Source organism: Lysobacter sp. A378, assembly GCF_054052125.1.
Map to the genome: position 1 here is coordinate 446,861 of NZ_JBSVRK010000001.1, position 23,468 is coordinate 470,328.

The following is a 23,468-nucleotide window of genomic DNA, read 5'->3' on the forward strand; positions in this document are numbered from 1 at the left end:
CTCCTGTCGAGGTGGAGTTCCAGCGTAGGACCTGTCGGATCGTCCGATAAGAGGGCACAATCCGCACGACTTGTGCTGATTTCCGCACAACCAAAAGCTGCAGCAGAGAAAGTTGTGAAAGCGGAGCTGGCCGACCTGAACGCGTTCGTGACCGTGGCAAGCGCTGGCGGCTTTCGCGAGGGCGCGCGACTGAGCGGCGGCAGCGCCTCCGCCCTGAGCGAGGCGGTGCGCCGGCTCGAAGCGCAGCTCGGCGTGCGCCTGCTCCATCGCACCACGCGCAGCGTGGCACCCACCGAAGCCGGCAAAAATTTGCTGGAACGGCTGCGGCCCGCCTTGGCCGAGGTGGCGGACGCACTGGACGTGGTCAACAACTTTCGCGAACGCCCGGCCGGCACGCTGCGCCTCAACGTGCCGATGAGCGCCTCGCGCCTGGTGCTGCCCGCGATCGTGCCGCCGTTTCTCGCCGCTTATCCCGACATCCGCCTGGAAGTGCTTACCGACGAGAGCTTCGTCGATGTGCTGGCGGCCGGTTGCGACGCGGGCATCCGCTACGACGAGCGGCTGGAGCAGGACATGATCGCGGTGCCGATCGGGCCGCGCGTACAGCGCTTCGCCGCTGCGGCCGCGCCGGCGTATCTCGATCGCCGTGGGCGCCCGACACATCCGCGCGACCTGCTGGCCCACGCCTGCCTGCGTGGCCGTTTCGCCAGCGGCAACATGCCCGCGTGGGAGTTCGAGAAGGATGGCGAAACCGTGCGGGTGGAACCCACCGGACCGCTGGTGGTGCGCATGGGCGGCGCATCCGACCTGGCCGTCGACGCCGCGATCGCCGGCACCGGCATCGTCGCGCTGTTCGAGGACTGGATCCGCCCGCACCTGGACAGCGGCGCGCTGGAACCCGTGCTGGAGCCGTGGTGGCTGGCCTTCCCTGGGCCCTTCCTCTATTACCCCGGGCGGCGGCTGGTGCCGGCGCCGCTTCGTGCGTTCATCGACTTCATCAAGACGAACAGCTGACATGAAAAGCCCAGGTCCGATCAGTGATCCTTCCCGCCCTTGTCCGTCGAGAAGCGATAGATGATACGGTTTTCGCACACCTGCCCCGGACGCAGTACCGCTGACCCGAAATCCGGGTGATTGGGCGTGACCGGGAATATCTGCGGCTCAAGTCGTTCAAGCCGAACCGATAGTTCCTACGGCTTAGTTCAGACGTCAGGCTGCAAAGGAGGTTTTTGGCATGATTGACCACACCGGAATTGGAGTTGCTGAGGTCAGTCGCTCCGCTGTCTTCTATGATGCTGCTCTTGCCGCTCTCGGCCTTCGCAGAGTCGTGCAGCTTCCCCAAGCAACAGGTGCCGACGCTGTAGGTTACGGTGTTGAGTACCCGGTGTTCTGGATCGACCGATTCCATCCTCACAGTACCAAACAGCACACGGCGTTCATTGGGGAAAGCCGTGACGCCGTCGATGCCTTTTATACGGCGGCGCTCAGCGCCGGCGGCAAAGACAACGGGCCTCCGGCGCTTCGAGAAACCAACCAAGGCTACCCGCCCGGTTACTACGCAGCTTTCGTACTGGACCCGGATGGCAACAACATCGAGGCGGTTTGTCGTGATTTGTAACTCACAGCGCATTGTCGGGTGAATTAGCACTCCAAGGGACGCTGTTCAGAAACTGGAGTTCCAACAATGACCCTTCAACAACTCCTGGGTATAGAGCTACCGATCATTCAAGCACCTATGGCGGGCGTGCAAGGTAGTGCACTGGCAGTGGCCGTGTCTAACGCTGGTGGGCTGGGCTCGCTGCCCTGTGCCATGCTCAGTCTTGATGCCATGCGCGATGAGCTGGCAGCAATCAAGATCCAAACAGACAAGCCTTTTAACGTGAATTTTTTCTGCCACACGCCGCCCAGACCCAGTGCCGAGCGCGAAGCAGCGTGGCGAGCTACGCTTTCGCTTTATTACAAGGAATATGGAATACGGCGGTCACCAACCTTTTCTCCGGTCGACCCGCCCGAGGCATCGTGAACCGCGTCATAAACGAGCTTGGTCCTAACAGTGTCACTACACCCGATTTCCCTTTGGCTACCGCCGCCATTGCTCCTTTGCGCGCCAAGGCCGAAAGCCGAGGCTCCGGTGATTTCTCACCTCTGTGGTCTGGTCAGAATGCGAGTGGATGCAGGGAGATACCAGCCGCGCAACTCACCCGTGAATTGGCCGCTGGCCTCTAGCAATAGAACATGAAGATCATCCGCAGCAGGGAGTTCATCGCCAGTCGGCCTTGGGGTTCTCTTGATATCGCCAATATGAATGGGGTCACGACACGCCTTCATTGGACCGACCAACCCTACAAATGGCACATCAATGACGGGCAAGAGGTTTTTGCTGTTCTGGATGGCCGTGTTGAAATGCATTACCGCGAGAATGGCATCGAGCAGTCAACGGTCCTCGAAACAGGCGATATTTTCTATGCGTCGGTGGGTACCGAGCACGTTGCACATCCGATCGGCCAAGCCCGCATTCTCGTCATCGAGACTGAAGGCAGTGTCTGATAATTAATTTGACCGAAGTTGGTTTGCGGACCCGTTGAATTCAGGATCCAGAGAATTCTGTCAGCTCGATATGCTCGCCCGCCGGGCCGCGCAGGCCGAGGTGGCGGTTGCCAGTGGAGTTTTGGATTTCGCCCACCAGCTCCCAACCCGCTGGCACGTTGTCGCCGCCCAACCCCGGCAACCGCAACGCGACGCTGTGCAACCCGGCGCTGCGTTCGTTCGTTGACCGGGTGGGCGCTTGCGGCAGATCGACCTGGTCGATCTCGACCAGGCATTGCCCGGTCAGCGGGACGACGGCGACGGGGTAGCGGCCTTCCAGCTCGCGGCCGAAGGCGCGGTTGAGGACGGTGATCCTGGTGTCGAATGCCCAGCCGTTTGCTCCCGCCAATGCGGCCCAGGCGGCTTGGGAGGCGGTGCGGTCCGGGGTGGACATGACGCCGATGAAGGGACGGGCGATACGGTCGTCGGTCATCGGCAGGTCGAACGGTGGCACCGGGGCCTTGATCTGGGTGAGGTAGAGCATCTCGCCGCAGGGGCCGATGACCTGGCTGGCGCGGATAGCGGGGCTCAGTTCCAGGTCGGCCGGGGCGCCGAGCACGCGGAACGGTGCGCGCAGGCCGCCGGCGAGGGCGTCGATGTCGCCGACCAGCACTTCCAGCGACAGCCAGCCGTGGCGGAACATCGGTTCGCCGACAATGGATGTGGGATCTTCGATCACGCGCAGGATCGCTTCGCCGGCATCGTTGGCCAGCCATATGAGTGGTTGGTCGCGCAGGCCGGGCAGGCCGAGGACGTCGGCGGTGGCGGCGTCCAGCGTGTCGCGCTTGCCGACCGCCAGGCCGAGCTGCTCGGCGTAGGCGGCGCAGGTGGCATGCAGGTCGGGGGTGATCAGGGTCGCGTGCAGGATGCCTTGGCGCAGGTGGTTGTTGGTCATGCGCGGGGGGCTCGCGTTGGTGCCGCGGTGTCATCCGCAGGTCTGGCTTCGGCTGCGAGCTTGCGTTGCAGCCACGGCATCAGGCCGCCCACGCTGACGATGTCCATCAGCTCCGGCGGGATCTTCTCGCAGGCGTACTGCTGGCCGCTGGTGTGGTTGATCACCAGCCCTTCGACCGGCCGCACTTCCAGCTCGTCGCCGCGCTCGGCCTGCAGGTCGGGACATGCCAGCGCGGGCAGGCCGAGGTTGAGTGCATTGCGGTAGAAGATTCGCGCGAAGGACTTGGCGATGATCGCGCCTACGCCCAGGTGGACCAGCGATTGCACGGCCTGCTCGCGCGAGGAGCCGATGCCGAAGGAGTCGCCGCCAACCACGATGTCGCCGGGCTGCACCTCGCGTGCGAAATCCGGGTCGATCGCTTCCAGGCAATGGCTGGCGAGCACGGCGACCGATTCGCGCATGTACGGGCCGGGCGCGAGCAGGTCGGTGTCGATGTTGTCGCCGAACACGAACGCGCGGCCACGCCGGATCATGTTGCTGGTCGGGGTGCCGCCGGCGCCGCGAGTGGGGTGGTTGTTCATGCGGGCTCCATCAGCAGTTCACGCGGGTCGCAGATCACACCCTTCACCGCGCCAGCGGCGACGCTGTAGGGCGAGCCCAGGTAGACCTGCGCCTGCGCCGAGCCCATCCGGCCCTTGAAGTTGCGCGCGGTGGTGGACAGGCAGACCTCGCCGGCGGCAAGCATCCCCGCGCCCATGCCGGCGCACGCGCCGCAGCCGGTCGGCAGCAGGATCGCGCCGGCTTCGGTCAGGGTAGCCAGGGTGCCGTCGGCGGCGGCCTGGGCGGTCATCGCGACCGAGGCGGGCGCGATTAACAGACGGGTGCCGCGGGCAACCTTGCGGCCTTTCAGCACTTCGGCGGCCATCCGCAGGTCGGACAGTTTCGCGCCGGTGCAGGCGCCGATATAGGCCTGGTCGATGCGGGTGGTGTCGTACTCGGTGACTGCACGGCTGTTGGCCGGGCTGTGCGGGGCGGCAATCTGCGGCGCGAGCGAGGCGGCGTCATAGCGATGCTCGGCCAGACAGGTGGCGTCGGCGTCGCCCTGCCATTGCGTAATGTCGCCATCGAACGGCTGGCCGGCTTCGACGAGCGCGGCCATCGTGGTCGCATCGGCAGCGACGATGCCGGTCTCCGCGCCCAGCTCGGCGGACATGTTGCACAACACCATGCGCTCGGACATCGACATCGCCCGCACCGCCGCACCGCCGTATTCGAACACCTGGTTCTCGTTGCCCATGCCCAGCGTGGCACACAGGAACAGCATGATGTCCTTGGCGCTGACGCCGTTGGACAGGGCGCCATCCCAGTTCACCCGCACGGTCTGCGGGACCTTCACCCACAACTCGCCGGTGACCAGCGCGCCGGTGATGTCGGTCGCGCCGACGCCCACCATGAACGAGCCGTAGGCGCCGCCGCTGGGCGAGTGCGAATCCCCGCCGACGCAGAACATGCCTGGCTGCACGTGGCCGCCTTCCTGCAGCACCACGTGGCAGATGCCGACCATGTCGTAGTGGCGCACGCCCTGCTGCTGCGCCCAACGCCGGGTCAGGGCCAGGATCTCCGCGCTTTCCAGGTCGGTGGCGGGCACGAAGTGGTCGCTGACCACCACCACTTTGTCGGGGTCCCAGACCTTCGCCCCCAGCGACTCCAGCCGCGAGGCGACCCGGCGGGGCCCGCCGGAGTCATGCATCATCAACAGGTCGATCGACGCGGTGACGATTTCCCCGGGACGCACGCTGCCGCGATGACAGGCGCTGGCGATGATTTTTTCGGCCAAAGTTGCTGACACGCGTATCCACTCCGTTGATTAGGCCCTAATGATATATCTATATACCAAAAAGGCCTGCATTGGCAGGCCCCTTGGTGGAAGACGCGCGCGAGTTACCAGAAGCGGTACTTGAAATCGACGCCATAGGTGCGGGGAAGGGTGGGATAGATCACCGCCACGCCCAGTCCGGGGATATCGAAGCCGCCGGCCGAAATCTGCTGATCGGTGAGGTTGCGGCCCCACGCGGCGACCGACCAGTTTCCATGGTCCGGCTCGTAGGCGATGCGCGCGTTTGCCTGGGTGTTGGCCGGGGTCTTCACCAGCTCCGACAAATCCTGGTTCTGGTAGAACATGTCGGTGCGCACGACCTGAACGTTGAATATCAGCTGCGCATCGGCGATCGGCTGGACGTACGTGGTGCCGATCTGCCACTGCATCTCCGGCGCCTGCTTCAGGTCGCGGCCCTCGAAGGTCTCGCGGTTGATCTCGGCGTAGTCCCGGTACTCGGCGTCGATCGTGCCGATGTTGGCGTTGACGTTCCAGTTGTCGGTCAGCTGGGCCTGCACCTCCACTTCGACACCCTGGATGAGCGCGCCGGTGGCGTTGGTGGTGACGTAGATGCCGTTGGGATCGATTGCCGACAACTGCAGGCCGCCGTAGTCGTTGCGGTAGTAGGTGGCGTTCAGACGCACCCGGTTGTCGAACAGGGTGCTCTTGATACCCGTTTCGTAGGAGCGGACGGTCTCCTCGTCGAACGGGGTGATCGTCTCCGGCGTGGTGCCGCGTCCATTGAAGCCGCCGCTCTTGAAGCCGGTGGATATCGTGGCAAAGGCCATGACGTTGGCGCTGAGGTCGTAGTCGGCCATCAGCTTCCAGTCCGGCTTGGACCAGCGGCCGTTGCGGGTCACGCGGAAGGTCTCGTTGCCTGCGGGGTCGCGTGCCAGTACCGAGAGGTCCTTTTTCTCGTTGCTGAAGCGGCCGCCGGCAGTCAGGTTCAAGCGGTCGCTGACCGCGTAGGTCGCCTGGGCGTAGGCCGCCAGCGCCGTGGTGTCCTGCGCGATGTCATAGACGCCGCCGATGCCGAAGATGTCGTTGCGGGTCGGCTGCTCGTTCTGCTCCCGGAAACCGAACACGCCAGCCACCCAGGTGAGCGGACCGTCGCCTTGGGAGATCAGCTGGCTTTCATAGCCGTACTGGCTCTGTTCCTGGTCCTGGAACAGGTGGTAGAGCAGCTGGTCGGTGCCGTCGACGTCGACATAGATGGTGCTGTCCATGCTCCGGTAGTGGGCGATATGGCGCCACAGGAACTTGTCGTAGTAGGTCTCGAAGGTAAAGGCGGCCCCGAACTGGTCCAGATCGTTGATGCCGCCCACCAGGTCACTGCGGGTGGTGTACAGGTTCTCCAGCCGGGGCACGGTCTGGCCATCCACCAAGGCCACCGGCACCGCGTAGGTGGGCGAGGAGCGCTCGCGCAGGCGATCGATGTTGAGCGATGCGTAGGAGTTTTCCGCCACCGGCATCGAGAAGCCGACGCGTCCGGCGGTGACCTTGCTGTCGTTGACGTCCTTGCCGCTGACCTGCTCGTGGATGAAGCCGTCGCGATTGCGGGTCAGTGCCGCAGCGGAGAAGTCGATGGTCTCGCCGAGGCGGGTGTTGTACATGACCCGCATGTCGGCCCGGCCGAAATTGCCGAGCGTGCCGTCCACCTCGAGCCGCTCATCGCCCATGGGCTTGCGGGTGATGTAGCGGATCGCGCCGCCGGTGGCGTTGCGGCCGTACAGGGTCCCTTGCGGCCCGCGCAGGACCTCGATGCGTTCCACGTCGTAGAGGTCGAACATCGAACCGTTCTGGCGCGGGATGTAGACGTCGTCGATGTAGATCGCCACCGCGGGGTCGGCGGTGAACATCGACTCGTCCTGACCGACGCCGCGCAGGAAGATCTTCGCGCCCGAGCTGGTCGAGGTGTTCTGGTCAATGGTGATGTTGGGAACGTGGAACTTCAGGTCGTCCACCCGGGAGACCTGCTTGCGCTTCAGGTCTTCGGCGTTGAACACGCTGATCACCACCGGGGTGTCCTGGACCTGTTCTTCGCGGCGCTGGGCGGTGACGGTGACGTTGTCGAGCTGGACCGCCTGGCTCGCCGCCTCCTCCGCTGCCTGCTGGGCTTGGACGGGCATGCTGCTCAGGGCCGCCGCGACTGCCACCACCAGTGCACGCAGGTAGATTTGATCGTTCACCAACACCTCCATACCGCTAATTGACGTTGAACATCTCGATTAGCTCTATCGATATATCAATAGGAGATGAGAGTCAATATTTGTCCGGACAATATGGGAGGTAAGTACGGCAAAGCCCTGTTCAGTACGCCGGTTTTTCCCCGTCCACGTCGAGGGTCATCTGGTAGGAGAACTGGTCGGGGCGGTACAGGATGTTGAGCAGGTCGATAAGCTGTCCGTCACCGTCATAGGACCGGCGATCCAGCGACAACAGGGCGGTGGCGGGTGCGACCTTCAGGTGCATCGCGGTGACCGCATCGGCATTGACGGCCGACAACACCTGGTCGACGCGCCGGATCCGGATGCCGATCTGGCCGTACAGCTTCAGGCGCGAGGTGCTGGCCAGGCTGGCGGCGTTGTAATCGGGGTGGTCGGTGCGGGTCCAGCTGGTGTAGTGGCCGAACGGGGTGTCGCCGCGCAACCGCAGGCGAATGGCGTAGGCGAGCAGGTCATCGGATGCCAGCCCGAACTCGCTGCGGATCGGCGCCGATGGAACCGTGCGCCTGAATTGCAGGACCTTCACCCGGGTCTGCTCCACCAGGTCTTCCAGGCTTTCCAGCAGGCCATTGAGCGGGCTGTGCAATGGCTTGGGCTGGGAACGGTGGACGACGTGGGTACCACGGCCGCGCCGGCGTTCGACCAGACCGTCGGACGCCAGTTCGTCCAGCGCCCGTTTGACCGTGATCCGGGACACCCCGAACGCTTCGGCCAACTCGAATTCGGTCGGGATCCGCGCCCCGGTCGGCACTTCGCCGTTGAGGATCCGGTCGCGCAACAGCACGAAGATCTGGTGGTACAGCGGGGCAGGGATGTCGCTGCGCAACAACTTGCGCGCACTTGCATCCAGCAGTTGCGCTAACGCGTCGCTCGGCATGTGGCTTCACCGGTCCAGGTAGGAATGCTATAACAATAGATCAAAATGGGTGGTGCGATGAACAATACTGGCGACGATACAACGACCCCGCACGGGGATGCGGAGATGGATGATGCGGTCGCTGTCAGGATCGAAGCAGGCGTCGCCCGGATCGGGATCCACCGTGCGGACAAGCGCAACGCGCTGGCGACCCGGCACTGGGCTTCACTTGAAGCCGCTCTCGACCGGGTCGCCGAAAGCCCGGCGCACCTGTTGGTGCTTTCGGGGGTGCCGGGCGCGTTCAGTGCCGGCGCGGACATCGAAGAGCTCGGACGCCTGCTCGCCGAGCCGGCCGCGTTTGCCGCCAACAATGCCCAGGTCCAGCGCACCCAGCTGAAATTGCAGCGCCTGCCGCAGACCACCATTGCCGTGATCAATGGCGTCTGCATCGGCGGCGGACTCGGGCTTGCGCTGGCCTGCGACCTGCGGCTGGCCAGCGACCGGAGCCGTTTCGCGATCACCCCCGCCAAGCTCGGCCTGGTCTACAGCGCCGATGACACGCGGCGGCTGGTCAACGCGGTCGGGATGGCGCGCGCGCGCGAGCTGCTCCTGACCGGGCGGCTGCTGGACGCAGCGACCGCGCTGCAGTGGGGGTTGCTGAACGAAACCGTCGCCGACAGCGAGTTGGACGCCGTGGTGGCGTCGTGCCTTGAGGCGCTGCGGGCCACGTCCGGTCAGGCCCGTCGCGGCATCAAACAGGTGCTGGGTCATCTGGGCGGCGACGCCAGCATCACCGCCGACCACGCCGAGGATGCATTCCAGGCGGCGTTCGCCAGCGAGGATTTCGTGGAAGGCGCCCGCGCCTTCCTGGACCGGCGGGCACCCCGATTCGAAGGAGGAACACGATGAGTACCGCCGCCAACATCGCCTATCGCGCGCTGGCCCTGCAGAGCACCTGCCATGCGATCAATGCCGCCGCGTCGGTCGACGATGCACGCGGCCTGATCGCCGCCAACATCGAGCGCATCGGCCGCCAGGTCCGCGCCAGCAAGGCCTTCATCGGTCCCGACCTGAAGCTGGTGGTCCTGCCGGAGTACTTCGCCACCAGCTACCCGCTCGGGGACACCATTCCCGGCTGGGCGGCCAAGGCCGGTTTCGAGATGCACGGCGCCGAGTACGGGCAACTGGCCCGAATCGCGCAGGACAACGGCGTCTACCTGGCCGGTAACGCCTACGAGCAGGATCCCAACTTCCCCGGCCTGTACTTCCAGTCCAGCGTGGTGATCGACGACGCGGGCAACCAGGTGCTGCGCTACCGCCGGCTGGTCTCGCTGTACGCGCCATCGCCGTACGACGTGTGGGACAGGTACCTGGACATCTACGGCATCGACGGTGTGTTCCCGGTCGCGCGCACCGCGATCGGCCGGCTGGCCTGCGTGGCCTCGGAGGAGATTCTCTATCCGGAGATTGCGCGGGCACTGGCGCTGCGCGGAGCCGAAGTATTCCTGCATTCCACCAGCGAGGTCGGCAGCCCGGAGCTCACTCCCAAGGACATTGCCAAGCGCGCACGGGCGGTGGAGAACCTGGCCTATGTGGTCTCGGCCAACACCGCCGGCATCAGCGGCGTGGACATACCGATGGGCAGTGCGGACGGGATGTCCAAGATCGTCGACGACCAGGGCCGGGTGCTGGCCGCGGCCGGCCCCGGCGAGTCGATGGCCGCCAATACGGAACTGGACATCACCGCGTTGCGCCGGCGCAGGCAGCGCCCCGGCATGGGTCACACCCTGTCGCGATTGCCGCGCGAGGTGATCGCCCAAGGGCTGGCCCTGGCACCGCTGGCGCCCAACGCATTGCTCGATGCCGGCCAGCCGGTGATCCCGGAGCGCGCCGACTTCGCCCGTCGGCAGGTTGCGGTCATCGACCACCTTAAAGACGCCGGAGTGCTCGGGGATGATTGATTCGACCACCCTGTTGCCGCTGCGCAACCCGCGTACGGGCCAGATCGACGCGCACTTGCCGGTAACTCCGGTCGCCGCCGTTGCCGCGCTCGCCGTCGCTCTGCGCCGGGCGCAGCAGGACTGGGCCGCACGATCCGTGCAATCGCGCTGCGACGCGCTGGCCCGCCTGGCCGATGCGATCGAGCGCCGCCGCGAGCCGATGATCGAGGCCTTGCTGGCCGACACCGGCCGCTGGCACGAATCGCTGATCGAGGTCGACGGCACCGTGGCGGCGATGCGCCGCTGGAGCGTGCAGGGACCGTCGTGCCTGGCCGAGCCGGAGCCGGTACGCGAGGCGATCGGGCTTATCCGCTCGCGCCAGACGTGGGTACCTTTCGAGCTGGCCGGCGTGATCAGCCCGTGGAACTTCCCGCTGATGCTGACCCTGATCGATGCGGTGCCTGCGCTGGTCGCCGGCTGCGCGATCCTGGCCAAGCCCAGCGAAGTCACCTCGCGCTTCGTGCCGGTGTTGCAGGCGGCGCTGGACGACGTGCCCGAGCTCGCCGGCGTGTTCGGCCTGGTGACCGGGCCGGGGCACGTCGGCCAGGCGGTGATCGACGCGGTCGACCAGATTTGCTTTACCGGCAGCGTGGCCACCGGACGCAAAGTTGGCGAAGCGTGCGCGCGCCGCTTCATCCCGGCCTCGCTGGAACTGGGCGGCAAGGATGCGGCACTGGTGCTGTCGGACGCGGACCCGGTACGCGCGGCCCGTTCGCTGGCGTGGGGCAGCTTCGTCAACGGCGGCCAGAGCTGCATGTCGATCGAGCGGGTCTACGTCGAGCAGCCGGTGGCCGAGGCGTTCATCGCGGCACTGGTCGAGCAGGCCGGTCGCTTGCGGCTGGCGTACCCGGACCCCAGGGACGGCGAGATCGGCCCGATCATCTCCGAGAGCCAGGTGGCGATCGTGCGTGAGCAACTGGCCGACGCGAAGGAAAGGGGCGCACGGGCACTGACCGGGGGCGAGCTCGTCGACCACGGCGGCATGTGGTGCCCGCCAACGGTGCTGACGGACGTCACCGACGAGATGAAGGTGCTGCGTGAGGAATCCTTCGCCGCGATCCTGCCGGTGATGGTGGTGGCTGACGAGGAGGAGGCGATTGCCCGTGCAAACGCGACCGAGTTCGGGCTTTCCGCGGCCGTGTTCAGCGGCGACCTGGAGCGGGCCGAACGGGTGGCCAGGCGGCTCCAGGCCGGCGGCGTCAGCATCAACGACGCCTGCCTGACCGGGATGGTGCAGACCGCCGAGAAGCAGAGTTTCAAGCTGTCGGGGATGGGCGGCTCGCGCATGGGTACGGCATCCATCCGCCGGTTCGTGCGTGCCCGCGCATTGCTGATCCACGACGGCGACAGCTCGCCATGGTGGTTCAACCCCTAGGCCGCGGCTGGCATCGGGCAACAAAAAAAGGCCGTGCTCGCGGGAGCACGGCCTTGCTGTCTGTCATCGACCCCTGACGGGGTTACCTGGCGTCGCTGAACACCTTGTCCAGGCGACGCTCGAACTCGTGGTAACCGATGCGCTCGTACAACTCCTCGCGGGTCTGCATGAGATCGACCACGTTCTTCTGGTGGCCGTCGCGGCGGATTGCGGTGTACACCGCTTCGGCGGCCTTGTTCATGGCGCGGAACGCGGACAGCGGGTACAGCTGCATCGCCACGCCAACCGAGGCCAGCTCGTCGCGCGTGAACAGCGGGGTCTGGCCGAACTCGGTCAGGTTCGCCAGCACCGGCACCTTCACCGCATCGACGAATCGCTGATAGGTCGGCAGGTCGTAGGCCGCCTCTGCGAAGATGCCGTCGGCGCCGGCTTCCACGAAAGCAATCGCGCGCTCGATCGCGTCATCCACGCCGTGTGACGCGATGGCGTCGGTGCGTGCGATCAGGAAGAAATCCGGGTCGGTTTTCGCATCGACCGCGGCCTTGACGCGGTCGACCATCTCGCCCTTGGAGACGATCTCCTTGCCCGGACGGTGGCCGCAACGTTTCGCGCCGACCTGGTCTTCGATATGGCAGGCGGCGCCGCCTGCCTTGATCAGAGACTTGATGGTGCGCGCGATGTTGAACGCGCTGGAGCCAAAGCCGGTGTCGATGTCGACCAGCAACGGCAGCTCGCACACGTCGGTGATCCGGCGCACGTCGGTGAGCACGTCGTCCAGGGTGTTGATGCCCAGGTCCGGCATGCCCAGCGAGCCGGCGGCGACACCACCACCGGACAGGTAGATCGCGCGGTAACCGGCACGTTGCGCCAGCAGGGCGTGGTTGGCGTTGATGGTGCCGACGATCTGCAGCGGCTTCTCTTCGGTCAGGGCGCGGCGGAAACGCGCGCCGGGGCTGGTGATTGAGGTCATGGGGCTCTCGGTGTGGGGTGAAGGGGACGATCGCGCGAGCCGGTGACGGCCGCGTCGGTCACATCTGGGCGTAGTTGGGACCGTCGCCGCCGAGCGGCGCAACCCAGACGATGTTCTGGCTCGGGTCCTTGATGTCGCAGGTCTTGCAGTGCACACAGTTGGCGAAGTTGATCTGCAGGCGTTCCTCGCCGGGCTCGCCAACGAACTCATACACGCCCGCCGGGCAGTAGCGCGCTTCCGGGCCGGCGTACTTGGCCAGGTTGACGGTCACCGGCACGGCCGGATCCTTCAGCGTCAGGTGCGCCGGCTGGCTCTCGTCGTGGTGGGTGCTGCTCAGGAACACCGAGCTGAGGCGGTCGAAAGTCAGCACGCCGTCGGGCTTGGGATAATCGATCTTCCCGCGCTGGTCGGCCGGGTCCAGGCAGTCGTGGTCGGCCCTGGAATGGCGCAGGGTCCACGGCGGGTTGCGGACGCCCAGCCTGGGTAGCAACCACTGCTCGATGCCGGTCATCAGGGTGGCGATCAGGCGGCCCTTCTTGAACCACTGTTTGAAGTTTTTCGATTGCTTGAGTTCGTCGTGCAGCCAGCTGGCTTCGAACGCGGCCGGGTAGGCGACCAGTTCGTCCTGCGCGCGGCCTGCAGCGAGCGCGTCGAACGCGGCCTGGGCGGCGAGCATGCCGGTCTTGAGCGCGGCGTGGCTGCCCTTGATCCGGCTGGCGTTGAGGTAGCCGGCCTCGCAACCGACCAGCGCGCCACCGGGGAATATGGTTTTGGGCAGCGACATCAGGCCGCCCGCGGTGATGGTGCGTGCGCCGTAGGAAATGCGCTTGCCGCCTTCCAGGTGCTTGCGGATCGAGGGATGGGTCTTGAAGCGCTGGAACTCCTGGAACGGGCTCAACCACGGGTTGCTGTAGTCCAGCCCGACCACGAAGCCGACCACGACCTTGTTGTCGTCCGCGTGGTACACGAACGAGCCGCCGTAGGTATCCGAGTCCAGTGGCCAGCCGGCGGTGTGTACCACCAGACCGGGCTCGTGCCGGGACGGATCGACCTGCCACAGCTCCTTGATGCCCAGGCCGAAGCTCTGCGGGTCGCAGTCCTTGTCCAGCTTGAAACGGGCGATCAGCTCGCGCCCCAGATGGCCGCGCGATCCCTCGGCGAAGATCGTGTACCTGGCGTGCAGCTCCATGCCGCGCTGGAACTGGGGGCCGGGCTCGCGGTCCTTGTCCAGGCCCATGTCGCCGGTGGCCACGCCGAGCACCGCGCCGGCGTCGTTGTAGAGCACTTCGGCGGCGGCGAAGCCGGGGAAGATCTCCACCCCGAGCGCCTCGGCCTGGGCGGCCAGCCAGCGGGTGAACTCACCGAGGCTGATGATGTAGTTGCCGTGGTTGTCGAAGCAATCCGGCAGCAGGAAGCCGGGCGTCGCCTGCGCTCCGGTCTCGCTCAGGAACAGGAACTCATCGCGGGTCACCGGCTGGCGCAGCGGCGCGCCGCGCTCCTTCCAGTCCGGGAACAATTCATCCAGCGCGCGGGTATCCATGATCGCGCCCGACAGGATGTGCGCGCCGGGTTCGGAGCCTTTCTCCAGAACGCACACCGACACCTCACTGCCCTTGCTGGCGGCGAGCTGGCGCAGGTGGATCGCAGTGGCCAGCCCGGCCGGGCCGGCGCCGACCACGACGATGTCGTACTCCATCGATTCGCGGGGGCCGTAGGCGGCGAGCAGGTCTTCCGGGGTCATGACGGTTCCATTGCTTGTGGTGACGCCGCTGCGAGGATGGCCGAGGGCGGCGCGTTCCAGATTGATCCGGCCTGCGCTGCCAGGTGTGCAAACACGCGCTCCAGGTGCTTGATCCGGTGCGGCTGGCCCATCACCCACGGATGGATGTTGAGCGCCAGCATCCGGCCGTGGCCGGTCTCGCGGGCTTCGGCCAGCAGGAACTCGCAGGCGTCGATGATCTGGTCGGCGTACCCGGACTCGGCATGCAGGTTGTCGCCGACGATGAAGCGGTCCTCAAGCTCCAGCGACAGCGGCAGGATCGACAGCGGGCCGTGATCGGTGTTGAAGGCATAGGGCAGCTCGTCGTTGACCCAGTCCGCGCACCACTCGATGCCGGCGGCGCGCAGCAGCTCCGGTGTGCGTGCGGATTGCGAGCGGGCCGGCGACAGCCAGCCGCGGATCGGCCCGGCGGCGTACGGCGTCAGTGCGGCCAGGCTGCGCTGGATCCACTCGCGCTCGCGCGCCGCATCCAGTCCGCCGTAATGCACGCAGTCCATGTTCCAGCCGTGGCCGAGCAGCTCGGCTCCGGTCGCCTGTACCCGGCGCAGCAGCGTCGGGTAGCGCTCGGCCAACTCACCATTGACCGCGACACTGGCGGTCAGGCCATGGGACTTCAGCGCGTGCAGCACCCGGAACACGCCGACCCGGTTGCCGTAGTCGCGCAGGGTGTAATGGCGCAGGTCCGGGTAGGGCATGGTCATGCTGCCGGGCGCCTTGAAGCCTTCGCCGGTCGGGTTCAGCGGGAAGTGCTCCAGGCTCAGGTTCACCCACAGCGCCACCGGTTTCCCGTCCGGCCACGCGACCGGCGCGCGCTGGGCCAGCATCGACCAGGCGTAGCGGTCGTGGTCCATGCCGTGACGGCGGCGCGGGTACTCCAGGTATTCCGGGCCAAGGCTCATGCCGTCTGCTCCTGCGCCACCGCGTCGATCGATGCCAGTGCCTCGTCGTAGTGATGCTCGAGATAGTGTGCGGCGATCTCGCGGCCGGTCGCCTTCCATACCCCGGTGTGCTTGCTGATGTAGTCCATCGCCTCCTCGAAGGCGCGCAGCCGGTGCGGGTGGCTGACCTGGTAGGCGTGCAGCGGCACGCACATCACGGTGCCGCTCTGCGCGCCCTCTTCATACAGGCGGTCGAAGGCGTCCTTGATCATTTGCCCGTAGCGGCGTGGCTCGATCTTGTTGACCACGTAGGTGATGGTGTCGTTGAGCTCCAGCGAGTACGGCACCGAGACAAACCGCTTGCCGCTGCGGGTGCGTACCGGGGTCGGCTGGTCGTCATGGAACAGATCGCAGGTGTACTGGCCGCCGGCCTCGGCGAACAGGTCGATGGTGGCGTTGGAGTGCGACAGCGCCGGGGCCAGGTAACCGTCGCAGTGCTGGCCGGTGTGTTTGGCGATCAGCGCCATCGACTCCTCGATCATCGCCCGCTCCTGCGCCTCGTCCAGGCCGTAGGTGTAGCGGGTGTTGTAGATGCCGTGGCTGAAGAACTCCCAGTCGCGCTCGGCGGCCAGCTCGATCACCTCGGGGTGATGGATCAGGGTTGCCGCCGACAGCGACACCGAGCCGCGCAGGCCGTACTTGTCCATCACCCGCATCATGCGCTGGTGGCCGACCCGGTTGCCGTAGTCGCGCGTCGCGTAGCCCAGCACGTCCGGCTGCGGCCGCGGCCATGGCTTGCGCTGCGGATTGGGCGGCGGCGCCAGCTCGTAGAACTCGATGTTGGGCGCGATCCACAGTGCGACCTTCGCGTCACCCGGCCACTGGATCTTCGGCCGGCTGTCGTAGGGCCAGTAGTCGTACAGACCGGGGTCGGCCTTGTGGGCCGGATCGCGGGTACTCATGGCGCGACCTTGCGCAGCTGGGCCTCCACCTCGGCCACCGGCTCCACATCGGCGTACTTGAGCATGATGTCGGCAAGGTTGGCGAAGTGCGGGATCTCGTGCTTGTCGGCCACGCACTCCTCGACCACGATGGTGCGGAAACCGCGCGAGAGGCTGTCCACCGAGCAGGCGCGCACGCAGCCCGACGTCGAGCCGCCGGTGATGATCAGGGTGTCGATGCGGTGGAAGGTCAGCAGCGACCACAGGTTGGTCTCGAAGAATGGGCTGGCCATCAGCTTGTGCATGACGATGTCGCCTGGCTGCACGTCGGCGCGCGGATCGAGCTGGGCGCGCTCGGAGCCGTGCTTGATGTTCTGCAGCGAGTCCGGCGTGTTGGTGCGCGTGCCCCAGACCCCGGCGTCCTCGCCGTTCCCGGCATAGGCGACATAGGTCCAGATGACCGGCAGGCCGCGCTCGCGACACAGGAACGACAACATGTTGATGTGTTCGATCTGGCGCGGATCGGTCTGGTACGCGGTCTTGAACGCGTCCATGTCGGTGTAGGCACGCTGCACGTCGATGTTGACGATCGCCGGACGCTGGCCGAAGCCGAATTTGGCGCGGTTGCGGTTGGCCTTGACCTGCGCCCAGTACTGGCGCGCGGTGAGGTCGGAGGTTTCCATTACAGGCATCGGAGTTCTCCCTGGATCAGCGGGTCAAGAGGCGAGGCGCGCCAGGCGGGCGCGCTCGTCGCGCACCAGAGTGGACATGACCAGGGCCACGGCGATGAGGATAAACACCAGCTGGAAGGCCGGCTTGTAGCTGCCGGTAACGTCGAAGATCTTGGCGGCCATCCAGATGCCCAGTCCCGCGGTGGAGGCATCCAGCAGGGTCACGGTGCCGAGGATCTTGCCGGCCGCGGTCAGCCCGAAAGCATTGACCGCCAGCAGCTGGATCATGGTGTATAGGCCGCCCCAGCCAAGCCCGAACAGGATCAGCGAGTACCAGATCAGATCGGGCCGCATGGTGGCAAGCACTGCTGCGCCCGCGGCCATGATCATCAGGTTCACCATGAAAACGACTTTGGCCGACAGGATGTCAGCCAACATGCCGAACAGGAACTTGCCGACCATCGCCAGGCCGAACATCAGGCTCAGCGCCGAGCCCGCCTGGACCGGCGAGAACTCGAGATCGCGCATGTGCAGGAACAGGTTCTGTGACACGGCCATGATCGAGAAGAACGTGGTCATCGCGACGGTCGCCAACGCCCAGAACGTACGCGTGCGCAACGCCTGCCCGTAGGTCAGGTCAGGCAGGGTGACGATGTTTGCGGCGGCGTCCGAGGCGGCTTTTGCGGCCACCTTGTCGGCGCCCCAGGGCTTGATGTTGAGCTCTTTCGGGCTGTGCACCAGGAAGTAGGCGATGACCAGGAAGGTGGCCGGGATCGCCATTTCCCACATGAAGGCGGTACGCCAGTCCATGGTTTTCAGCAGATGCACGGCCAGCGGCGGGAAGATCATCCCGCCCAGGCTGGTGCCGACCAGTGCGATGCCGATGGCGGTTCCCCGCTGGACGCTGAACCACTGCGACACATAGATCACCGCTACGTTCAGCCCGGCGGCCACCAGCACCACGCCCATGCCCACGTGGATCATGTACAGGTGGGTCAGCGACTGCACGAAGCTGTAGGCGAGGTACATGGCACCCAGCAACGCGATGCCGGCCAGGATCAGGCGGCGCGGGCCGGCCTTGTCGATGATCGCGCCGATGAACGGCCCCAGCCAGCCAGCCATCACCAGGGTGATCACGTCGCGCAACTTCAACTGGCTGCGGGACCAGCCGAACTCGTCCAGCAGCGACTCGTCGAATGCGGTCAGGCCGGTCACGACCAGGCCGTTGGACGTCAGCAGGACCAGCATCCCCATTACCGCCATCAGCCACGGGTAGTAGCGCTTCATTGGTGTACCTCTGCAGGTTGGTTCATGGGGAACAGGGATGCCCGGTGGGACGAATGTCGATTGGCGTTGACCGCCGACGGAGGGCATGCCTACACTTTGTCCGGACAAAGTGTGCCACAGTCGATTGCCTTGGAGGAAGCCATGAATACCGTGATCGTTCTTTTCAACCTCAAGCCGGGCGCCAGCGCCGCAGACTTCGAGCAGTGGGCGCGCGAGCACGACCTCCCAACGGTAAATGCCTTGGCGTCGGTGGCGAGCTTCGAGACGTTGCGGGCCAAGGGCCTGCTGATCGGCGACGGCAAGCCGCCGTACGAATACATTGAGATCATGCGGGTACCCGACATGGCGGCGTTCGCCGCCGATCTGTCCGCGCCGGCGGTGCAGGCGGGCGCGGCGCAGTTCCAGCAGTTTGCCGACAACCCGATGTTCATCCTCACCGAATCGATCTGAGGCCGTCATGACCGTTGAATCCTCCCCGTTGGCGCCACCGCGCTACAGCGAACTCAAGGGCAAGGTCGCCCTGATCACCGGTGCCGGCCGTGCCGGCGGCCTCGGCGAGGGCATCGCCCGACGCCTCGCCGCGGAGGGTTGCACGGTGGTGATCACCGATATCGGCAAGGGCCGCGGCGAGCAGATGCCGGTCGATGCGATCGGCACCGACGAAGAGATGGCGCACACCGCGGCGGCGATCCGGGAGGCCGGCGGCGATTGCGTCGCGATGGCGCTGGACGTGCTGGAGGAGAGCCAGGTCGAGGCGGTAATCGCCAGGACCGTCGAGCGTTTCGGCGGCATCGATATCCTGGTCAACAACGCGGGCATCGGCTACCTGATGAAGTCGCTGGTCGATGTCGAGGCGGACGAATGGGACGCGGTACTCGGGGTCAACCTGCGCGGTACTTTCCTGTGCACCAAGCACGCGGCGCGCGCGATGATCGCCAAGGGCCGCGGCGGCCGGATCGTCAACATTGCCTCACAGGCCGCCAAGTCCGGCGTTCCGCATGCCGGCGCGTACTGCGCATCCAAGCACGGCGTGGTCGGGCTGACCCGGGTCAGCGCGATCGAACTGGGCGAGCACGGCATCACCGCCAACGCGATCTGCCCCAACCACGTCACCACCGGCCTGGGCGCGTGGCAGAACGAGTACTTCGCCAAGCTGCGCGGCCAAAGTGTCGATGAGTACCTGGCCCAGATGCGCGCGCGCATCCCGCTGGGGCGTCCAGGGCTGCCGGGCGATACCGCGGCGGCCTGCGCGTTCCTGTGCTCCGACGACGGCGCCTACGTCACCGGCGAGGCGATGAACGTCTCCGGCGGTGAAGAGACCCACTGACCCATTTGTTTCAGGCCGCGCACGCCTGCGCGGCACGTAACGTCAGGGAAGGTTTGGACAACTCCCGTCATCCCCGCGAAAGCGGGGATCCATGGACTTCAGCCCGTTGATTGGCAACGTTCATGGGCTCCCGCCTGCGACCGCAGGAAGTCCAGTCGGGCGCGGGAGTGACGAGCAAAGACGAGTTGACCAGGGCTTCCCTGGAACAAGCAACACAAGAGCACGCAACGTGAGAACCGGAGGGTTCGATGTCCCAAACAACTTATGCCTGGCCCAACGATGCGCGACTGGCGCTGTCGGTGGTGGTCAACGTCGAGGAAGGCTCGGAGTACAACGTTGGTGAAGGCGACAAGATCACCGAGCCGGTGGACGAGCTGTCGGTCTCGCTGACCAAGCCGGTCCGCAACTACGGCAACGAGTCCAACTATCGCTATGGCGTGAAAGAGGGCCATGCGCGCATCGCCGCGCTGCTGGACAAGTACGACGTCACCGCGACCTACACCGCCGCCGCGTTGTCGCTGGAGCGCGCGCCGGAGATCGCTGCTTACCTGCATGGCAGTCGCCACGAGACCTGCTCGCACGGCTGGCGCTGGATCCACCAGTTCCGTCTCGACGAGGCCGCCGAGCGCGAGTTCATCCGCAAGGCCGCCGACAGCATCGAGAAGACCACCGGCACCCGTCCGGTCGGCTGGCTGTCGCGCTACCTGCACACCGCCGATACCCGCCGGCTGCTGCAGGAGGAAGGCTTCCTATACCACATGGACGACTACTCGGCCGACGCGCCGTTCTGGGCGCCGGTGGACGGCTCCGACACGCCGATGGTGATCGTGCCCTACCAGTTGGACACCAACGACATGAAGATGTGGCTGGCGCCGTCCTACCTGCCCAAGCACTGGCTGGACTACGCGATCGACAGCTTCGACACCCTGTACGAAGAGGGCGGTGATGCGCCGCGGATGATGTCGCTGGGCCTGCACCTGCGGATCATCGGCCGACCGGGACGGATCGGCGCGTTGCAGAAATTCTTCAAGTACGTCGGCGAGAAACAGGGCGTCTGGTACGCGACCCGGCGCGGTATCGCCGAGCATTTTGTCAGCGAGGTCGCCGCGAAATGAGCGAGGTCGCGACCCTGGCCGCCAATCCGCGCCGTTGCCTGATGTTCGTTCCTGGTTCGCGCCCGGAGCGCTATGCCAAGGCGATTGCCACCGGTGCCGATCAGGTCTGTATCGATCTGGAGGACGCGGTCGCACCGGGCGACAAGGACAGAGCGCGTGCCTCGGCGTTTGCGTTCCTTGCTGATGTCCCGGCGTCGTACAGCGAAATCGGCCTGCGCCTGAATCCGCTATCCACCGAACTGGGGCAGAAGGATCTGGGCGCGCTGCAGGCCTCGGGCCTCACGCCGGCGTTCGTGATGTTGCCCAAGGTCGAAAGCGCCGCCGAACTGCTGCAGGCCGATGCCGCGCTGGCCGGTCGCGCCACCGCGTTGATCGCGCAGATCGAAACCCCGCGCGGGCTGCTGGATGCACGCGAGATCGCCGCCGCCACGCCGCGCCTGCAGTCACTGATGTTCGGCGGCTTTGATTTCATCGTCGCCCTGCGCGGCCGCGCGAGCTGGGAGAGCTTCTTCCACCCCCGCGTGCAGCTCGCGGTGATCGCCGCCGAGGCCGGCATCGGCTGCATCGACGTGCCGTTCCTGGACATCAAGGACGAGCCCGCGCTGGTGGCCGAGACCGATCGCGTGATCGCGCTGGGCTTCACCGCCAAGGCCGCGATCCACCCCGCCCAGGTAGACCCGATCCAGCAGCGCTACCTGCCGACCGTCGCTGAACTGGAACGTGCCAGGCGCGTGGTGGCCGCCCTGCAGGCCAACCGCGGCGAGGCGATCCAGCTCGACGGTAAGCTGGTCGATCGCCCGATCGAGATCGCCGCCGAGCGTGCAATCGCGCTGGGTGTGCACGGCGCGCGCCCGGGCTGACCCGTTATTGCGCCCGGGGCATCACCGCGCTCCACCTTCATGGACGAGCGCCGCCGACCGGCATGCCGTCATCACCACTTCAACAATTCCAAAAACAAGGAACACCCCCATGGTCCAGACAGCCAAGAAAGTCGGTGAAAACCGCTACCGCGAAACCTTCGGACGCTTCTTCGAGGAGTTCCGGATCGGTGATACCTACGAGCACCGTCCGGGTCGCACGATCACCGAGACCGACAACACCTGGTTCACGCTGCTGACGATGAACACCCATCCGATGCACTTCGACAAGGAGTATGCGAAGGCGTCGGAGTTCGGAAAGATCATCGTCTGCTCGCCGTTCACCGTCGCCTTGATGGTCGGCATGAGTGTCACCGACGTCAGCCAGAAGGCGGTGGCCAACCTGGGCTGGTCGGAGATCAAGCTGACCCACCCGCTGTTCGTCGGCGACACCCTGTACGCCGAATCGACCGTGCTGGAGAAACGCGAGTCCAAGTCGCGGCCCGGCGCCGGCATCGTCACCTGCAAGACCGACGGGCTGAACCAGGACGGCGTTCTGGTGTGCACTTTCAACCGCACCATGTTGATCGCGCGCGAAGGCCATTCGGTCGAAGACAAGGTCAACTACTGAGCGCGATGCCATGAATGCAGAAGCCAATACCGTCGCCGATGTGCCCGAGTGGAGCGCCGAGGATGAGCGCACCCTGCTCGACACCATCGATACCTGGGTGGAGAAGTCCGTCGCCCCGATCGCGATGGAATACGACCAGGAGGACAAGTACCCGCACCAGCTGGTGGAAGAGATGAAGGAGCTCGGCCTGTTCGGCGCGACCATCTCCCAGGAGTACGGCGGCCTTGGCCTGCCCGCGGGCATCTACGCCAAGATCGTCACCCGCATCGCCTCGGTGTGGATGGCGCCGACCGGCATCTTCAACTCGCACTTGATCATGGCCTCGGCGATCGAGCGTTGCGGCACAGAGGCGCAGAAGCGCCACTACCTGCCGCTGATGGCGACCGGTGAGCTGCGCGGCGGCCTCGGTCTGACCGAGCCCAACGCCGGTACCGATCTGCAGGCGATCCGCACCGTCGCCAAGCGCGACGGCGACCATTACGTCGTCAACGGCGCGAAGACCTGGATCACCAACTCGCTGCACGGCGACATGATCCTGCTGCTGGTCAAGACCGACCCGGACGCGCAGCCGCGCCATCGCGGCATGAGCATGCTGATCGCCGAGAAGGGCGATGGCTTCATCGTCGCCAACAAGATGAAGAAGTCCGGCTACCGCGCCATCGACACCTGCGAGCTGGTGTTCGAGGACTACAAGGTGCCGGTCGATCGCCTGCTCGGTGGCGAGGAAGGTCAGGGCTTCAAGCAGACCGTCGGCGGGCTGGAGCTGGGCCGCATCAATATTGCCGCGCGCGGTGCCGGCATCGCCGAGGGCGCACTGCGCCTGTCGCTGCGTTACGCCCAGGAACGGAAGACCTTTGGCAAGCCAATCTGCGAGCACCAGGCGATCCAGCTCAAGCTGGGCGAGATGGCCACGCGCGTGGAAGCCTCCAAGCTGTTGATCCAAAGCGCCGCGCGTGCCTACGACAGCGGCCAGCGCTGCGACATGGAAGCCGGCATGGCGAAGCTGTTCGCCACCGAGACCGGCGCGTACTGCGCGCAGGAAGGCATGCGCATCTTCGGCGGCTACAGCTACTCCACCGAGTACGAGATCGAGCGCTTCCACCGCGATGCGATGTTGATGTGCATCGGCGAGGGCACCAACGAGATGCAGAAGATCATCATTTCCAAACAGCTTGTCGCACGCAACGCCATCTAGTCC

At 65.8% G+C, this 23,468-nt stretch carries 25 protein-coding genes; 14 read left to right on the forward strand and 11 right to left on the reverse strand.

Going from position 1 to position 23,468, the window contains the following annotated elements; genetic code table 11:
• Positions 1-135: 135 nt before the first annotated feature.
• The 5 genes from ACW7G1_RS01905 (at position 136) to ACW7G1_RS01925 (ending at position 2,547) form a co-directional block, all read left to right on the forward strand.
• Positions 136-1,014, forward strand: coding sequence for a LysR family transcriptional regulator (locus ACW7G1_RS01905; protein ID WP_456978810.1), 879 nt, complete (start codon positions 136-138; stop codon positions 1,012-1,014).
• Between the two features lie 220 nt (positions 1,015-1,234).
• On the forward strand, positions 1,235-1,618 hold the full coding sequence (locus ACW7G1_RS01910; protein ID WP_456978074.1) for a VOC family protein: 384 nt from the start codon (positions 1,235-1,237) through the stop codon (positions 1,616-1,618).
• Between the two features lie 66 nt (positions 1,619-1,684).
• The gene (locus ACW7G1_RS01915) at positions 1,685-2,023 is read left to right on the forward strand and encodes an NAD(P)H-dependent flavin oxidoreductase (protein ID WP_456978075.1); all 339 of its coding nucleotides are present in this window, start codon (positions 1,685-1,687) and stop codon (positions 2,021-2,023) included.
• Positions 1,933-2,226, forward strand: a complete 294-nt coding sequence (locus ACW7G1_RS01920) for a nitronate monooxygenase (RefSeq protein ID WP_456978076.1) — start codon at positions 1,933-1,935, stop codon at positions 2,224-2,226. The genes ACW7G1_RS01915 and ACW7G1_RS01920 overlap by 91 nt, the downstream gene beginning before the upstream one ends.
• A 9-nt stretch (positions 2,227-2,235) precedes the next feature.
• A complete protein-coding gene (locus tag ACW7G1_RS01925; RefSeq protein ID WP_456978077.1) occupies positions 2,236-2,547 on the forward strand; it encodes a cupin domain-containing protein in 312 nt (103 codons plus the stop codon).
• Between the two features lie 40 nt (positions 2,548-2,587).
• Here ACW7G1_RS01925 and ACW7G1_RS01930 read toward each other — a convergent pair whose 3' ends face one another.
• The 5 genes from ACW7G1_RS01930 to ACW7G1_RS01950 form a co-directional block, all read right to left on the reverse strand.
• Positions 2,588-3,481 (reverse strand): VOC family protein, encoded by an 894-nt coding sequence (locus tag ACW7G1_RS01930; RefSeq protein ID WP_456978079.1) that lies wholly within the window; start codon positions 3,479-3,481, stop codon positions 2,588-2,590.
• Positions 3,478-4,062, reverse strand: coding sequence for a LeuD/DmdB family oxidoreductase small subunit (locus ACW7G1_RS01935; RefSeq protein ID WP_456978080.1), 585 nt, complete (start codon positions 4,060-4,062; stop codon positions 3,478-3,480). Before ACW7G1_RS01935 ends, ACW7G1_RS01930 begins: the two co-directional genes overlap by 4 nt.
• Positions 4,059-5,330, reverse strand: coding sequence for a 3-isopropylmalate dehydratase large subunit (locus ACW7G1_RS01940; RefSeq protein WP_456978081.1), 1,272 nt, complete (start codon positions 5,328-5,330; stop codon positions 4,059-4,061). Before ACW7G1_RS01940 ends, ACW7G1_RS01935 begins: the two co-directional genes overlap by 4 nt.
• Positions 5,331-5,422: 92 nt before the next feature.
• Positions 5,423-7,546, reverse strand: a complete 2,124-nt coding sequence (locus tag ACW7G1_RS01945; RefSeq protein ID WP_456978082.1) for a TonB-dependent receptor — start codon at positions 7,544-7,546, stop codon at positions 5,423-5,425.
• Between the two features lie 121 nt (positions 7,547-7,667).
• The gene (locus ACW7G1_RS01950; protein ID WP_456978083.1) at positions 7,668-8,459 is read right to left on the reverse strand and encodes a GntR family transcriptional regulator; all 792 of its coding nucleotides are present in this window, start codon (positions 8,457-8,459) and stop codon (positions 7,668-7,670) included.
• Between the two features lie 57 nt (positions 8,460-8,516).
• Between ACW7G1_RS01950 and ACW7G1_RS01955 the strand changes: the two genes are divergently transcribed.
• Genes ACW7G1_RS01955 through ACW7G1_RS01965 form a run of 3 tightly spaced genes read left to right on the forward strand, consistent with a single transcriptional unit; the run spans position 8,517 to position 11,813 of the window.
• Complete coding sequence (locus ACW7G1_RS01955) at positions 8,517-9,347, forward strand: enoyl-CoA hydratase/isomerase family protein (RefSeq protein ID WP_456978084.1); 831 nt, start codon at positions 8,517-8,519, stop codon at positions 9,345-9,347.
• Positions 9,344-10,399, forward strand: coding sequence for a nitrilase-related carbon-nitrogen hydrolase (locus ACW7G1_RS01960; RefSeq protein WP_456978086.1), 1,056 nt, complete (start codon positions 9,344-9,346; stop codon positions 10,397-10,399). Before ACW7G1_RS01955 ends, ACW7G1_RS01960 begins: the two co-directional genes overlap by 4 nt.
• The gene (locus ACW7G1_RS01965) at positions 10,392-11,813 is read left to right on the forward strand and encodes an aldehyde dehydrogenase family protein (RefSeq protein ID WP_456978087.1); all 1,422 of its coding nucleotides are present in this window, start codon (positions 10,392-10,394) and stop codon (positions 11,811-11,813) included. The genes ACW7G1_RS01960 and ACW7G1_RS01965 overlap by 8 nt, the downstream gene beginning before the upstream one ends.
• 82 nt (positions 11,814-11,895) lie before the next feature.
• Here the strand turns inward: ACW7G1_RS01965 and prpB are convergent, their stop codons facing one another.
• The 6 genes from prpB to ACW7G1_RS01995 are packed head-to-tail and all read right to left on the reverse strand — an operon-like array spanning position 11,896 to position 18,340.
• On the reverse strand, positions 11,896-12,783 hold the full coding sequence (prpB, locus tag ACW7G1_RS01970) for a methylisocitrate lyase (protein ID WP_456978088.1): 888 nt from the start codon (positions 12,781-12,783) through the stop codon (positions 11,896-11,898).
• A gap of 58 nt (positions 12,784-12,841) precedes the next feature.
• A complete protein-coding gene (locus ACW7G1_RS01975; protein ID WP_456978089.1) occupies positions 12,842-14,524 on the reverse strand; it encodes a 4Fe-4S dicluster domain-containing protein in 1,683 nt (560 codons plus the stop codon).
• Positions 14,521-15,462, reverse strand: coding sequence for a polysaccharide deacetylase family protein (locus ACW7G1_RS01980; protein ID WP_456978091.1), 942 nt, complete (start codon positions 15,460-15,462; stop codon positions 14,521-14,523). Before ACW7G1_RS01980 ends, ACW7G1_RS01975 begins: the two co-directional genes overlap by 4 nt.
• Positions 15,459-16,403 (reverse strand): polysaccharide deacetylase family protein, encoded by a 945-nt coding sequence (locus tag ACW7G1_RS01985; protein ID WP_456978093.1) that lies wholly within the window; start codon positions 16,401-16,403, stop codon positions 15,459-15,461. The genes ACW7G1_RS01980 and ACW7G1_RS01985 overlap by 4 nt, the downstream gene beginning before the upstream one ends.
• Positions 16,400-17,065 (reverse strand): isochorismatase family protein, encoded by a 666-nt coding sequence (locus tag ACW7G1_RS01990; protein WP_456978094.1) that lies wholly within the window; start codon positions 17,063-17,065, stop codon positions 16,400-16,402. The genes ACW7G1_RS01985 and ACW7G1_RS01990 overlap by 4 nt, the downstream gene beginning before the upstream one ends.
• Positions 17,066-17,098: 33 nt before the next feature.
• Positions 17,099-18,340 carry an MFS transporter gene (locus ACW7G1_RS01995; RefSeq protein WP_456978095.1) on the reverse strand — a complete coding sequence of 414 codons (1,242 nt, stop codon included), beginning with the start codon at positions 18,338-18,340 and terminating at the stop codon, positions 17,099-17,101.
• 60 nt (positions 18,341-18,400) lie between these two features.
• Between ACW7G1_RS01995 and ACW7G1_RS02000 the strand changes: the two genes are divergently transcribed.
• The 6 genes from ACW7G1_RS02000 to ACW7G1_RS02025 all read left to right on the forward strand — a co-directional run bounded on the left by ACW7G1_RS02000 (position 18,401) and on the right by ACW7G1_RS02025 (position 23,465).
• Positions 18,401-18,790, forward strand: coding sequence for a hypothetical protein (locus ACW7G1_RS02000; protein WP_456978096.1), 390 nt, complete (start codon positions 18,401-18,403; stop codon positions 18,788-18,790).
• Positions 18,791-18,797: 7 nt separating this feature from the next.
• The gene (locus tag ACW7G1_RS02005; protein WP_456978097.1) at positions 18,798-19,667 is read left to right on the forward strand and encodes an SDR family NAD(P)-dependent oxidoreductase; all 870 of its coding nucleotides are present in this window, start codon (positions 18,798-18,800) and stop codon (positions 19,665-19,667) included.
• A 248-nt stretch (positions 19,668-19,915) separates the two neighbouring features.
• Positions 19,916-20,782 (forward strand): polysaccharide deacetylase family protein, encoded by an 867-nt coding sequence (locus ACW7G1_RS02010; RefSeq protein WP_456978098.1) that lies wholly within the window; start codon positions 19,916-19,918, stop codon positions 20,780-20,782.
• Positions 20,779-21,642, forward strand: coding sequence for an HpcH/HpaI aldolase/citrate lyase family protein (locus ACW7G1_RS02015; protein WP_456978099.1), 864 nt, complete (start codon positions 20,779-20,781; stop codon positions 21,640-21,642). The genes ACW7G1_RS02010 and ACW7G1_RS02015 overlap by 4 nt, the downstream gene beginning before the upstream one ends.
• A 109-nt stretch (positions 21,643-21,751) precedes the next feature.
• Positions 21,752-22,270, forward strand: a complete 519-nt coding sequence (locus ACW7G1_RS02020; RefSeq protein ID WP_456978100.1) for a MaoC family dehydratase — start codon at positions 21,752-21,754, stop codon at positions 22,268-22,270.
• 10 nt (positions 22,271-22,280) lie between these two features.
• Positions 22,281-23,465: an acyl-CoA dehydrogenase family protein gene (locus ACW7G1_RS02025; RefSeq protein WP_456978101.1), complete on the forward strand. Its 1,185-nt coding sequence runs from the start codon at positions 22,281-22,283 to the stop codon at positions 23,463-23,465.
• Positions 23,466-23,468: the final 3 nt, after the last annotated feature.

What these genes read in the sequence shown, in the direction of transcription:
- ACW7G1_RS01935 (WP_456978080.1), bottom strand. Translation starts at nt 4,062, where the DNA reads ATGAACAACCACCCCACTCGCGGCGCCGGCGGCACCCCGACCAGCAAC.
- ACW7G1_RS02015 (WP_456978099.1), top strand. Translation starts at nt 20,779, where the DNA reads ATGAGCGAGGTCGCGACCCTGGCCGCCAATCCGCGCCGTTGCCTGATG.
- ACW7G1_RS01915 (WP_456978075.1), top strand. Translation starts at nt 1,685, where the DNA reads ATGACCCTTCAACAACTCCTGGGTATAGAGCTACCGATCATTCAAGCA.
- ACW7G1_RS01950 (WP_456978083.1), bottom strand. Translation starts at nt 8,459, where the DNA reads ATGCCGAGCGACGCGTTAGCGCAACTGCTGGATGCAAGTGCGCGCAAG.
- ACW7G1_RS02010 (WP_456978098.1), top strand. Translation starts at nt 19,916, where the DNA reads ATGTCCCAAACAACTTATGCCTGGCCCAACGATGCGCGACTGGCGCTG.
- prpB (WP_456978088.1), bottom strand. Translation starts at nt 12,783, where the DNA reads ATGACCTCAATCACCAGCCCCGGCGCGCGTTTCCGCCGCGCCCTGACC.
- ACW7G1_RS01990 (WP_456978094.1), bottom strand. Translation starts at nt 17,065, where the DNA reads ATGGAAACCTCCGACCTCACCGCGCGCCAGTACTGGGCGCAGGTCAAG.
- ACW7G1_RS02020 (WP_456978100.1), top strand. Translation starts at nt 21,752, where the DNA reads ATGGTCCAGACAGCCAAGAAAGTCGGTGAAAACCGCTACCGCGAAACC.
- ACW7G1_RS01925 (WP_456978077.1), top strand. Translation starts at nt 2,236, where the DNA reads ATGAAGATCATCCGCAGCAGGGAGTTCATCGCCAGTCGGCCTTGGGGT.
- ACW7G1_RS01995 (WP_456978095.1), bottom strand. Translation starts at nt 18,340, where the DNA reads ATGAAGCGCTACTACCCGTGGCTGATGGCGGTAATGGGGATGCTGGTC.
- ACW7G1_RS01975 (WP_456978089.1), bottom strand. Translation starts at nt 14,524, where the DNA reads ATGACCCCGGAAGACCTGCTCGCCGCCTACGGCCCCCGCGAATCGATG.
- ACW7G1_RS01930 (WP_456978079.1), bottom strand. Translation starts at nt 3,481, where the DNA reads ATGACCAACAACCACCTGCGCCAAGGCATCCTGCACGCGACCCTGATC.
- ACW7G1_RS02025 (WP_456978101.1), top strand. Translation starts at nt 22,281, where the DNA reads ATGAATGCAGAAGCCAATACCGTCGCCGATGTGCCCGAGTGGAGCGCC.
- ACW7G1_RS01955 (WP_456978084.1), top strand. Translation starts at nt 8,517, where the DNA reads ATGAACAATACTGGCGACGATACAACGACCCCGCACGGGGATGCGGAG.
- ACW7G1_RS01980 (WP_456978091.1), bottom strand. Translation starts at nt 15,462, where the DNA reads ATGAGCCTTGGCCCGGAATACCTGGAGTACCCGCGCCGCCGTCACGGC.
- ACW7G1_RS01985 (WP_456978093.1), bottom strand. Translation starts at nt 16,403, where the DNA reads ATGAGTACCCGCGATCCGGCCCACAAGGCCGACCCCGGTCTGTACGAC.
- ACW7G1_RS01960 (WP_456978086.1), top strand. Translation starts at nt 9,344, where the DNA reads ATGAGTACCGCCGCCAACATCGCCTATCGCGCGCTGGCCCTGCAGAGC.
- ACW7G1_RS02005 (WP_456978097.1), top strand. Translation starts at nt 18,798, where the DNA reads ATGACCGTTGAATCCTCCCCGTTGGCGCCACCGCGCTACAGCGAACTC.
- ACW7G1_RS01910 (WP_456978074.1), top strand. Translation starts at nt 1,235, where the DNA reads ATGATTGACCACACCGGAATTGGAGTTGCTGAGGTCAGTCGCTCCGCT.
- ACW7G1_RS01965 (WP_456978087.1), top strand. Translation starts at nt 10,392, where the DNA reads ATGATTGATTCGACCACCCTGTTGCCGCTGCGCAACCCGCGTACGGGC.